Source organism: Rhodococcus sp. Chr-9 (genome assembly GCF_000801125.1).
Lineage (GTDB): Bacteria > Actinomycetota > Actinomycetes > Mycobacteriales > Mycobacteriaceae > Rhodococcus > Rhodococcus pyridinivorans.
This window is the reverse complement of the sequence record NZ_JTIZ01000099.1, coordinates 22,828-35,227: the sequence shown is the minus strand read 5'-3', so window position 1 is coordinate 35,227 and position 12,400 is coordinate 22,828. Positions and strand designations below refer to the sequence as shown.

9 protein-coding genes and 1 riboswitch are annotated in these 12,400 nt (G+C 69.0%); of the genes, 2 read left to right on the top strand and 7 right to left on the bottom strand.

Annotation, left to right across the window (positions count from 1 at the left end):
- The first annotated feature begins 26 nt into the window (after positions 1–26).
- Positions 27–2,210 (top strand): malate synthase G, encoded by a 2,184-nt coding sequence (locus QR64_RS14830; protein WP_039585939.1) that lies wholly within the window; start codon positions 27–29, stop codon positions 2,208–2,210.
- A gap of 1,616 nt (positions 2,211–3,826) precedes the next feature.
- Complete coding sequence (locus QR64_RS14820) at positions 3,827–4,984, top strand: metallophosphoesterase (RefSeq protein ID WP_039585934.1); 1,158 nt, start codon at positions 3,827–3,829, stop codon at positions 4,982–4,984.
- Positions 4,985–5,120: 136 nt separating this feature from the next.
- Here the strand turns inward: QR64_RS14820 and gcvP are convergent, their stop codons facing one another.
- From gcvP to QR64_RS14785, 7 genes are all read right to left on the bottom strand, one after another.
- On the bottom strand, positions 5,121–7,973 hold the full coding sequence (gcvP, locus tag QR64_RS14815) for an aminomethyl-transferring glycine dehydrogenase (RefSeq protein ID WP_039585932.1): 2,853 nt from the start codon (positions 7,971–7,973) through the stop codon (positions 5,121–5,123).
- 162 nt (positions 7,974–8,135) lie between these two features.
- A riboswitch (glycine riboswitch) is annotated at positions 8,136–8,231 on the bottom strand.
- 117 nt (positions 8,232–8,348) lie between these two features.
- A complete protein-coding gene (locus tag QR64_RS14810; RefSeq protein ID WP_006552749.1) occupies positions 8,349–8,975 on the bottom strand; it encodes a MerR family transcriptional regulator in 627 nt (208 codons plus the stop codon).
- A 239-nt stretch (positions 8,976–9,214) separates the two neighbouring features.
- On the bottom strand, positions 9,215–9,688 hold the full coding sequence (locus QR64_RS14805) for a bifunctional nuclease family protein (protein ID WP_006552748.1): 474 nt from the start codon (positions 9,686–9,688) through the stop codon (positions 9,215–9,217).
- Positions 9,689–9,836: 148 nt separating this feature from the next.
- Positions 9,837–10,574 (bottom strand): MerR family transcriptional regulator, encoded by a 738-nt coding sequence (locus QR64_RS14800; protein WP_006552747.1) that lies wholly within the window; start codon positions 10,572–10,574, stop codon positions 9,837–9,839.
- Positions 10,574–11,035 carry a glycogen accumulation regulator GarA gene (gene garA, locus QR64_RS14795; RefSeq protein ID WP_006552746.1) on the bottom strand — a complete coding sequence of 154 codons (462 nt, stop codon included), beginning with the start codon at positions 11,033–11,035 and terminating at the stop codon, positions 10,574–10,576. Before garA ends, QR64_RS14800 begins: the two co-directional genes overlap by 1 nt.
- A 155-nt stretch (positions 11,036–11,190) precedes the next feature.
- On the bottom strand, positions 11,191–11,595 hold the full coding sequence (gcvH, locus tag QR64_RS14790; RefSeq protein ID WP_006552745.1) for a glycine cleavage system protein GcvH: 405 nt from the start codon (positions 11,593–11,595) through the stop codon (positions 11,191–11,193).
- Positions 11,596–11,637: 42 nt separating this feature from the next.
- Complete coding sequence (locus QR64_RS14785; protein WP_006552744.1) at positions 11,638–12,399, bottom strand: DUF881 domain-containing protein; 762 nt, start codon at positions 12,397–12,399, stop codon at positions 11,638–11,640.
- Position 12,400: the final 1 nt, after the last annotated feature.

Below are 12,400 nucleotides of genomic sequence, written 5' to 3'. Positions count from 1 at the left end.
CACAGCAACCGGAAAGAGTGAGGGTGATGACAGAACGCGTGCAGGTCGGCGGACTCCAGATCGCGCAGGTTCTCTACGACTTCATCAACAACGAGGCCATCCCCGGCAGCGGGGTCGACGCGGACACCTTCTGGGCGGGTACCGACAAGATCGTCCACGACCTCGCCCCCAAGAACCGGGCACTGCTCGCCAAGCGTGACGACCTCCAGGCCAAGATCGACGGCTGGCACCGCGACCGCGCCGGACAGCCCCACGACCCCGTCGCCTACAAGGCCTTCCTCGAAGAGATCGGCTACCTCGTCCCCACCCCCGAACCGTTCACCATCGGCACCGAGAACGTCGACACCGAGATCGCCGAGACCGCCGGCCCGCAGCTCGTCGTGCCCGTCCTCAACGCCCGCTTCGCGCTCAACGCCTCCAACGCGCGGTGGGGATCGCTCTACGACGCGCTCTACGGCACCGACGTCATCCCCGAAGAGGGCGGCGCCGAGAAGGGCACCGGCTACAACAAGGTCCGCGGCGACAAGGTCATCGCCTGGGCCCGCGACTTCCTCGACAAGGCCGCACCCCTCGCGCAAGGCTCGCACGCCGACTCCACCGGCTACAGCATCGACGGCACCGAACTGAAAGTCACCCTCGGCGACGGCACCGTCACCGGACTCGCCCAGCCCGACAAGCTCGTCGGCTACCTCGGCGACAAGGCCACCCCCTCCTCGGTGCTGCTGCGCAACCACGGCCTGCACATCGACATCCAGATCGACCCCGAATCCCCCATCGGCAGCACCGACGCCGCCGGCGTCAAGGACGTCGTCCTCGAATCCGCCGTCACCACCATCATGGACTTCGAGGACTCCGTCGCCGCCGTCGACGCCGACGACAAGGTCGTCGGCTACCGCAACTGGCTCGGCCTCAACCGCGGCGACCTGTCCGAGTCCTTCGACAAGGGCGGCAAGACCCTCACCCGTAAGCTGAACCCGAACCGCGTCTACACCGCCCTCGACGGCAGCGACCTCGAACTGCACGGCCGCTCCCTGCTGTTCGTCCGCAACGTCGGGCACCTCATGACCAACCCCGCCATCCTCGACCGCGACGGCAACGAGATCCCCGAAGGCATCCTCGACGCGCTCATCACCAGCCTGTGCGCCATCCACGGCCTGCACATCGACGAGGACCACGGCCCGCTCGCCAACAGCCGCACCGGCTCGATCTACATCGTCAAGCCCAAGCAGCACGGCCCCGAGGAATCCGCCTTCACCACCGAACTGTTCGGCCGCGTCGAAGAGGTCCTCTCCCTGCCCACCAACACCCTCAAGGTCGGCATCATGGACGAGGAGCGACGCACCACCGTCAATCTCGCCGCCTGCATCAAGGCCGCCTCCGACCGCGTGGTGTTCATCAACACCGGCTTCCTCGACCGCACCGGCGACGAGATCCACACCTCCATGGAGGCCGGACCCGTCGTCCGCAAGGCCGCCATGAAGCAGCAGCGCTGGATCGCCGCCTACGAGGACTGGAACGTCGACACCGGCCTCGCCTGCGGCCTGCAGGGCAAGGCCCAGATCGGCAAGGGCATGTGGGCCATGACCGACCTCATGCGCGACATGGTCGAGCAGAAGATCGGCCAGCCCAAGGCCGGCGCCAACACCGCCTGGGTGCCCTCACCCACCGGAGCCACCCTGCACGCCACCCACTACCACGAGGTCGACGTCTTCGCGGTCCAGAACGAGCTCCAGGGCAAGAGCCGCGCCACCGTGGACGACATCCTCACCATTCCCCTCGCCGAGAACCCCAACTGGTCCGCCGAGGAGAAGCGCGAAGAACTCGACAACAACTGCCAGTCCATCCTCGGCTACGTCGTGCGCTGGATCGACCAGGGCGTCGGCTGCTCCAAGGTCCCCGACATCCACGACGTCGCGCTCATGGAGGACCGCGCCACCCTGCGCATCTCCAGCCAGCTCCTCGCCAACTGGATCCGCCACGACGTCGTCACCGCCGACGACGTCGTCGCCTCCCTCGAGCGCATGGCCCCCGTCGTCGACCGGCAGAACGAAGGCGACCCCGGCTACCGGCCGCTCGCCCCGAACTTCGACGACAGCATCGCCTTCCAGGCCGCCAAGGAACTCATCCTCGAAGGCACCACGCAGCCCAGCGGCTACACCGAGCCGATCCTGCACCGCCGTCGCCGCGAGTACAAGGCCAAGTACGCCTGACCCGCACACCGACACCACAGGGCCCCGATCCACACGGATCGGGGCCCTGCCCGTCCCCGCACCGCGCGGCGGAGCCGGATCACATCCCGCCCCTCACTAGACTCGACCATCGGATCGACGAACGAAACGAGGCGGACACGACGTGAGCGGGCGACATCGCGGTAGCGGACGACGAGGAATCAGCACCAGCGTCATCGTGGTCACCCTAGGCGTAGTACTCTCCCTGCTCGCCGTCCTCGGCTGGTTCCGCCTCCGCGACAACATCGACAACCAGGCCACCGCCGCCGCCGAAACCTGCGTCGAAGGCGACACCGTCCTGCACATCGCCGCCGACCCCCTCATCGCCCCCGCCCTCACCGAACTCGCCGAACAATGGACCGACGGCGGCGTCCGCGTCATCCGCGACCACTGCGTCACCGCCGAGATCACCGCCGTCGACAGCCTCGCCGCCGCCGACACCCTCGGCACCGACGCCTGGGATCCGACGCTCGGCCCCGAACCCGCCCTGTGGGNAGCCGTCACCGCCGCCACCACCGGCATCGGCGCCGGACCGGTCACCCTCGAACAGGCCGCCACCCCCGCCGCCATCACCGCCGTGAGCACCCTCGCCCTCGGCGCCGACACCCTCGGCGCGGTCGGTACCACCGCCGACACCCTCGCGGCGCTCGGCACCCACCCCGACACCGCGGCCCCGATCCACGCCGTGCCGGTCATCGAACAGCAACTGCACCGCGCCCTCACAGATGGACAGGTCCGCGGCCTCACCGGCCACCTGCCGATCGGCGTCGCGCCCGTCGTCGACTTCCCCACGGCCGTCGTCGACGCCCCCTGGGTCGACGAGACGCTCGCCCGCGCCGCCGCGGAGTTCACCGACTACGCGCGGCGCCCCGAGCAGGCCGGCATCCTCACCGCCCACGGTTTCCGCACCGCCGACGCCGTCCCCGAACCCGCCGGGGAACTTCCGCTGCCCCGCGTCGACACCGTCCTCGCCCCCGCCGACCCCACCGTCGACGACGTCCTCGTCGCACTGCGTCTCGCCCCGGTGTCCCCGCGCAAGGTCACGATGGTGGTCGACACCTCCACCTCCATGGGCACCCCCGCCGGCGACGGCACCCGCCTCACCGCGACCGCAGGCGCCGTACGCGAGGCCATGCGTCGCGCGTCCATCAACTCGGTGATGGGCATGTACGTCTTCGCCGACACCCCCGAGGGACACCGCGTCGCCGTCATCCGCGACGGGCTCACCGCAGCCAAGCGCGCGGCGATGTCCTCGATCCTCGACGACATCGATCTCGTCGACCGCGAACCCGTCTACGCCACTCTCACCGCCGCCTACCGCGACGCCGTCGACAACTACGACCCGGGCCGACCGAACTCCGTACTCGTCGTCGTCGACAGCGACGACCCCGACGAAGCAGCCGCCCGCGACCTGCGCGCCGCGATCGATGAACTCTCGTCCCCCGACACCCCCGTGCGGATCGACGTCGTCGTCCTCGGCGACCGAGCCGACCTCGTCCTCGAACAGGCCGCCGAAGCCACCGACGGCAGCCTCACCGTCGTCGACACCACCGACCCCGCCGATCTCACCGACCTCCTCCGAAAGCTGACGTCCTGACGTGCTCCGACTTCTCGTCGTGGGGGTCTTCCTTGCCCTCCTCACCTACCTGCTGCATCGACGACTCGTCCGGGCACCCGGCCTGCCGCGACCTGCCGCACTCGCCGCCGACCTCGTCCTCGTCGTCCTGTTCGTGCTCACGCTCGGCGCCTCCGGGGTGGGCACGGTGCTCGATCCTGCCTGGGCCCGCCCCATCGGGTTCCTCGGCTGGAGTTGGTTGGCGGTGGTGCTGTACCTGATGCTCGGGCTCCTGCTCATCGGAGTCGCGTTGTTCGTCGCCCGCCTCGCCCGACGCGGGCAACCCCGGCCGATCACCGACGACGGCACCGTCGAGACCCCGCGACGGGGGCTGCGTATCGCGACCGCCGTGCTCGTCGTGGCCGCGGTCGCCGCCGTCGGATACGGCACGATCGAGGCCGACCGGCCGCAGATCGTCACTGTGCCCGTCGCCCTGCAGGACCTGCCTGCCGGCTTCGACGGTGCCCGCATCGCGCTCGTCACCGACCTGCACGTCGGACCCTCCCGCGGAGCCGACTTCGTGCAAGGTGTCGTCGACCTCGTCGCCGAGGAGCAACCCGACCTGATCGTGCTCGGCGGCGACCTCGCCGACGGCACCGTCGAACTCGTCGGCTCCGATCTCGAACCGCTCCGGCAACTGCAGGCCCCGCTCGGGGTGTACGGCGTCAGCGGCAACCACGAGTACTACTCCGACGACGCCGAATCGTGGCTGAACCACTGGGAGACGCTCGGTGTACGCACCCTGCGGAACGACCATGTCGTCCTCGAGCGGGACGGCGACGTCGTCGCGCTCGCCGGCGTCCACGACTACACCGCCCCCGAACCGCACCACCCCGACATGCCCGCCGCCCTCGCCGGCATCGCGGACGGTACCCCGGTGATCCTCGCCGCCCACCAGCCGCGGCACGTCGACGAGGCACGCGAGCTCGGAGTCGACCTGCAACTGTCCGGGCACACCCACGGCGGACAGATGTGGCCGCTGCGGCCGTTCGTCTCCCTGTCCAACCCGACCGTCACCGGACTCGACCGCTTCGGCGACACGCAGATCTACACGTCCCAGGGCACCGGCGCGTGGGGACCGCCCGTGCGGGTCGGCACTCCACCGGAGATCTCCGTCCTCGAGCTGACCGCCGCGAACTGACGGCCTTGTCTTAGTGGCTCGGTGAGTTTCGTTGTAGGCAGGGAGACAATTCTGGTTTTCTATGATTTCCGTATCGTTCGGAGTTATCTCATCGATGATGATGGCCGACGGACGTGTCCGTCGGCCATCCCCGGCATCAGCCGCTGTACGCCTCCAGGGGCGGGCACGCGCACACCAGGTTCCGGTCGCCGTGTGCGCCGTCGATACGCCGCACCGCCGGCCAAACCTTGGCTCGGCTCTTCCCCATCGGGAACACCGCGATCTCCCGCGAATACGGGTGGTTCCACTCGCCCACCAGGCATTCCGCGGTGTGCGGAGCGCCGCGCAGCGGATTGTCGTCCACCGGCCACTCCCCTGCCCCGACCCGGTCGATCTCACCGCGGATCGAGATCATCGCGTCGATGAACGCGTCGAGTTCGGCGATGTCCTCGCTCTCGGTGGGCTCGACCATGAGGGTGCCGGCCACCGGGAAGCTCATCGTCGGCGCGTGGAAGCCGTAGTCGGCCAGACGCTTCGCGACGTCGTCGACCGTCACCCCCGTCGCCTTCGTCAGCGGACGCAGATCGAGGATGCACTCGTGGGCGACCATGCCGGTCTCCCCCGTGTACAGCACCGGGAAGTACTCGTCGAGACGACGCGCGATGTAGTTGGCCGACGCGATCGCCGTCAGCGACGCGCGACGCAGCCCCTCGGCACCCATCATCTTGATGTACGCCCAGGTGATCGGCAGGATCGACGCCGATCCGTAGGGCGCCGCCGAGACCGGTCCCGCTCCCCCGAGTCCCGGCTCCGCCGGATGGCCCGGCAGGTACGGGGCCAGATGCGAACGGACGCCGATCGGGCCGACACCCGGACCGCCGCCACCGTGCGGGATGCAGAACGTCTTGTGCAGGTTCAGGTGGCTCACATCGCCCCCGAACTTGCCCGGCCGCGCCAGACCCACGAGAGCGTTGAGGTTGGCACCGTCGATGTACACCTGACCGCCGGCGTCGTGCACGGCACCGCAGATGTCGGCGATGTCGTGCTCGTACACACCGTGCGTGGACGGATAGGTGATCATGATCGCGGCCAGGCGCGCACCGTGGTCGGCGATCTTGGCGCGCAGGTCGTCGAGATCGACATCCCCGTTCGGGCGGCACGCGACGACCTCGACACGCATGCCCGCCATCACGGCGGATGCGGCATTGGTGCCGTGCGCGCTCGACGGGATCAGGCAGATGTCCCGATCGGTGTCGCCGCGATCGAGGTGGTAGTGACGGATCGCGAGCAGACCCGCGTACTCGCCCTGGCTGCCGGCGTTGGGTTGCAGGCTCACGGCGTCGTATCCCGTCACCGCGGCGAGCCAGCCTTCGAGGTCGGCGATGAGGCGGCGGATCCCCGCCGTCTGATCCGCCGGAGCGAAGGGGTGCAGACCCGCGAACTCGGGCCAGGTGATGGCTTCCATCTCGGCGGCGGCGTTGAGCTTCATCGTGCACGAGCCCAGCGGGATCATCGTCCGGTCGAGGGCGAGGTCCTTGTCGGACAGGCGCCGCAGGTAACGCATCATCGCGGTCTCGGTGCGGTAGCGGGTGAACGCCGCATGCTGCAGGAACTCGCTGGTGCGGGCAAGGGCCTGCGGCAGCGCCGTTCCCTCGGCGGCGTCCCCGGCGGTGACGCCGAAGGCGCGCAGGACCGCGTCGACGTGCGCCGCGGTGGTGGCCTCGTCGCACGAGATCGACACGTGATCGTCGTCGACCCGGTGCAGGTTGATGCCGGCCTCGAGGGCGGCGGCGAGCACGGCGTCGACACGCCCCGGGACGCGCACGAGGACGGTGTCGAAGAACTCATCGTGGACAACCTCGACGCCACCGGCGCGCAGACCGTCGGCGAGGCGGCGGGCGTGCCCGGCGACGCGGCGGGCGATGCCGGTGAGGCCTTCGGCGCCGTGGTACGAGGCGTACATGGCCGCGAGCACGGCGAGGAGCACCTGGGCGGTGCAGATGTTGCTGGTGGCCTTCTCACGGCGGATGTGCTGCTCACGGGTCTGCAACGCGAGGCGGTAGGCCGGGTTGCCGTCCGCGTCCACCGAGACACCGACGAGGCGTCCGGGCAGGGTGCGGCTGTGGGCGCTACCGACGGCGAGGTAGCCGGCGTGCGGCCCGCCGAAGCCCATCGGCACACCGAACCGCTGGGTGGTGCCGAAGCACGCGTCGGCACCCTGCTCCCCGGGCGGGGTGATCAAGGTCATGGCCAGCAGGTCGGCGCCGATAGCGACGAGCGCGCCGCGGCCGTGGGCCGCCGCGATGATCGGAGCGGCGTCGATGATGCGGCCCGAAGCGCCGGGCACCTGGAGGATCACGCCGAAGAACTCGCCCTCGGGAAGTCCGTCGGCAGCGAGGTCGACGGTGACGATCTCGATACCGAGCGGTTCGGCGCGGGTCGCCAGCACCGCGGCGGTCTGCGCGAACAGGTCGACGTCGACGACCAGGCGCGGGCTCTTGGACTTGCGGTTTGCGCGGCGCAGCAGGGTCATGGCCTCGGCAGCGGCGGTGGCCTCGTCGAGCATCGACGAGTTCGCGATCTCCATGCCGGTCAGGTCGGCGACCATGGTCTGGAAGTTCAGCAGCGCCTCGAGGCGTCCCTGGCTGATCTCCGGCTGGTAGGGGGTGTAGGCCGTGTACCAGGCGGGGTTCTCGATGATGTTGCGCAGCAGCACGGGCGGCGTGAGCGTGTCGTAGTAGCCGTGGCCGATCATCGACGTCGCCACGGTGTTCTGCGACGCGAGTGCCTTCAGTTCGGCGAGTACGTCGTGCTCGGAGCGGGGCGCGTCGAGGACGTCGAGGCCGGTCGGCACGTTGTCTGCACGGTCGTCGAGGATGGCGGCCGGCACCGCGGCGGTGGCGAGGGCGTCGAGGGAATCGACTCCCACGACGTCGAGGATCCGGTTCAGGCCGGCGGTGTCGGGGCCGATGTGGCGATCGGCGAAGTTCGAGGTGACGGCATCTGTCATCGCAGCTCCCGGGCTGGTCGGCGAGGTCCACATGCGCGCGGTCGCGCGAGGTGGTTCCTCCCCCTCTGTCGTGAGCTCGCGGAGCGAGCGCCTGAGAGATTCGGCCGGCCAGAGCCTTTCCCCGTGGGCGGGCGGGTGCTCCCGCCACTTTCCAGAGACGTCGGAGCTCACGCGGTCCCGGTTGCCTGAGAGATTGACGGGGAGGTGCTGCTCCTTCGGCGCCCGGCTCGGTGTCCGGGTCTCTCCCGCGTGATGGCGACGCGTCTTCGAGTCTAGTTCACGTCGCGGGGGTCGAAATACCGCAGGTGCGGAAAGTGCCGCCGGCGGTGGAGTGGAGCGGTCATGTGGTCGGCCGATGCGACATCAGTGGTGTGGTCAGCCGATGCGGCGGTTGATGCGTTCGCGGCGACGCGACGCCAGTTCGTCCTCGGGGCGTTCCTCGACGCCGCCGCCGTCGGCGCGTTCGGCGGGGAAATCGGCGATGCTGCCGGTGAGCTCGCGCATCGCGCCGCTCACCGCGATCCCGAAGACGCCCTGCCCGCCCTGCAGCAGGTCGACGACCTCTTCGGGCGACGTACATTCGTAGACGGTGGTGCCGTCGGAGAAAAGAGTGATCTTCGCGAGGTCGCCCACCCCACGGCTGCGGAGATGGTCGACGGCGACGCGGATGTTCTGCAGCGAGACGCCGGTGTCGAGCAGGCGCTTGACGATCTTGAGGACGAGGATGTCCTTGAACGAGTACAGCCGTTGGCTACCGGAACCGGCAGCCCCGCGGATGGACGGTACGACCAGATTCGTGCGGGCCCAGTAGTCGAGCTGGCGGTAGCTGATTCCTGCGATCTGGCAGGCGATGGGCACGCGGTAGCCGACGAGCTCGTCGGGCGCCGAGTTGTCCGGAAACAGGCCCGGTTGGATCTCGTCGGTCTCGTTCGTCCGCGGCGCCGGATTCGAGCGATCGCCGGAATCGACGCCGAGTGGCTGTCCCTTCGTCCGATCTCGCACTACTGACTCCCTCTCGCGCGCCCAGTTCTGCCTCGCAACGATCGATTGGTGGATCCCCCGACCACATCCGATCATCGAGCCCTCCCAGGCTCACCGAGTCATCCCTGGCGGATCAACTCAGCGTACGCTCCGGTGTTGGGCGTCGGGCTGCGACACGCCGACCGGAAGGCAACGTTCGACATTACTACCGTCACGGCCGACGCGCGCGCCAACGCTCGTCGCCGTGCGACGGACGGCGCTCAGCCGTCCGTCGCCTTGAAATCGTCGGGCGAGACGGAGTCGAGGAACTCCTTGAACTTCTCGACCTCGTCCTCCCGTTCGTCGGGCATGACCAGTCCTGCCTCGGTGAGCACCGGTTCCTCGACGTGGACCGGCGCGCCGATGCGCAAGGCCACCGCGACCCCGTCGGAGGGCCGGCAGGAAACACGCATCCCTCCGTCGAAGACCAGATCCGCGTAGAACGTCCCTTCGCGCAGGTCGACGATGCGCACCTCGCGGAGGTTGCGACCGAACGCCTCGAGGAGGTTCTTGATCAGGTCGTGGGTCAGCGGCCGTGCCGGTTCGACCCCCTGCTGTTCGAGGGCGATGGCGGTCGCTTCGTTCTGCCCGATCCAGATCGGCAGATACCGATCGCCGTCGACCTCCCGCAGCAGGAGGACAGGCTGGTTCTGCGGCTGTTCGATACGAATCCCTACTATCCGCATCTCGCTCATCGCGATGCCTCCGTCCTGCTGCTCGTCGGTGGTGGGACCACCCGACAGGTACTGCCTGGAATTCTAGTGTCCTCCAGCGCATCCGTCAGGTGCCGTAGGTCACCACCTGACGGAGGGCCGTGGTCGCACTCGACGACGAATTCGTCGCCTAACGGTCGAGGGCTCCTTGCACCGCCGCTTTCACCAGGCAGGTGTGCAATGTCAACGACAGTGCGGCCAGTTCGCGCACCATCTCCTCGGCGCGCTGCCGTGCCCCGGCGTCGCGGCCCTTCGCGATCGGGCCGGCGATCTGAGCGACGAGCGCGGCCTCGCGGTCGGCGGCGAGCTTGAACGCCCGCAGGTGCCGAACCTCGAGGCCGAACTCCGCCATCGCCTTCGCCGTGCGAGCGAGCAGCACCGCGTCCTCGTCGAAGAAACCGGCCGGGCCCGGCTTGAGCAGGCCCGCCCCCACCAGCTCGGTGAGGAAGGCCGCGTCGATCCCGGCACGGGTGCACAGATCCTCGCGGCTCACCCGGATCTCGCGATCGGTGCGCAGATCCTCCGGCGAGACCTCGCCGCGGGCCACCGCCAGCGGACGCGGCCGGGTGATCCGGGTCTCGACCGATCCCACCGTGGCGGCGCCGCGGTCGATCGCCTCGAGCTGCTCCTTGATCACCTTGAGCGGAAGGTACTGATCGCGCTGCGCGGTGAGCACGTACCGCAGACGCTCGCAATCGGCGATCGAGAAGCGGCGGTAGCCCGAGGGTGTGCGTTCCGGGCTGATCAGTCCCTCGGCCTCGAGGAACCGGATCTTCGAGATCGTCACGTCCGGAAATTCCGGACGCAGGCGGTCGAGCACCGACCCGATCGACATTCCGGCCGGCGCCGGCTGGCGGGCCGCGGTCATCAGCTACCTGCGCCCTGGTTACCTCGCGGACCGGTCAGGAACACCAGCCGGAACTTGCCGATCTGCACCTCGTCGCCGTTCGCGAGAACGGCGGAGTCGACCGGCTCGCGGTTGACGTAGGTGCCGTTGAGGCTTCCCACGTCGACGACCTGGAATTCGCCCTCGTCCTGGCGGAACTCGGCGTGCCGACGGCTGACGGTCACGTCGTCGAGGAAGATGTCGCTGTCGGGATGCCGACCCGCCGAGGTGGTGGGCTGGTCGAGCAGGAAGCGCGATCCTGCATTGGGCCCCCGCTTGACGACCAGCAGCGCCGATCCGGCGGGCAGGCCCTCGACACCCGAGACGGGCGCTTCGGTGGTGGCCGAACCCGCGCCCTCCACTTCGTTCAGGAAGTCGGCGCGAAATACCGAAGTGGTCTCTGCAGGAGTCTCCTCGTAACCCGCGTTGCCGTTCTCGCTCACCGTTTCTCCTTATCCGTTCGACCACCCGGGTGATCCCGGACGGTCGCTGATTCGTTCGCCCCGTTCAGGTCCGACACGGCACACGCCATATCCGACCGTACCCCGCTCGGGGGTACTGACGCAGACAGTCGCGGTCACGTTACCTGTCGGGTCCGTCAGCCTTCCGTGATCCCGCGGTAACCTTCCGCGTCGAGCGTCTCCGCGAGCGCCTCGTCGAGGTCGTTCTCGCTGCCCATCTCCACGTCGACGAGCCAGCCGTCCTCGTACGGGCTGCTGTTCACCAGTTCGGGATTCGCGTCGAGTTCCATGTTGACGGCGGTCACCTTCGCGGTCAGCGGCGCGAACACGTCCGACACGCTCTTGGTGGACTCGACCTCTCCGAAGGACTCGCCGGCGGCGATCTCGGCGCCCGCCTCGGGCAGCTGCACGAAGACCACGTCGCCGAGTTGGGACTGTGCGTAGTCGGTGATCCCGATGCGCACGGTCGTCGCGCCCGTCCTGCGCACCCACTCGTGCTCGGGGGTGTACCGCAGATCCTCGGGTGTCGCGAAATCGGTCAAGACTGGTCCTTTCGGAGACGACGTTCGACCGGAACGTCGGATTCAGTTACCGGGCTGAGAGTATTGGCGTGGCTCGATCTCCCGCAAGGCGGACACCTCCACCTGCGGAGACTGTTCTACGGACAATGATCCGCCCGCACGGGCGACCGTGTCGACCACTCCGCCGGGAATGTTCAGCGCGGCGGCGAGAGTCGGTCCGTCACCGATGGCGGTGACGGTGTACGGAGCATCGAGTCGGCGGTCGTCGACGACGATGTCGCCGCCCGGTCCGGTGACCCACGAATCGACCCCGATGCGCACGGTCTCACCGTTCGCCCCGGCGATCTGCATCGTGTCGGCACCCGCCGCGCGCAGCTCCTGGATCATGTCGAGCAGCACCTCCGATCCGACACCCTCGCGCGGATCGTCGACGGTGAGAACCACTCCGGGCCCGGTGGCGGGTTCGGTGCCGAGTTGCGCCGACAGCGTGTACAGGCGCGTGCGGGCTTCCTCGAGTGCCGCTTCCGAGCCTTCCTGTTCGAGACTCGAGAGGGTGCGCTCGAGTTCGGTGATCTCCTGGCGGAGAGCGGCTTCGCGGCGATTGAGGTTGTCGAGCAGCACGAGCAGGTCCGCAGGGCGCGCCGAGTCGAGGTCGTCGCCGGTATCGGTCGTACGCACCTGGGTGGCGATGCCGGCGCCGAGCAGGACGACGAGAATCGCCGCGAGGACGAGAAAGACGCGTTGCGATCGGGTGGCGCGCGCAGTGCCGGTTTCGGGCGTTGCGCCGGTGTCGGGTGCGGGGCGGGGTTGTTGCGGTTCGGTCACG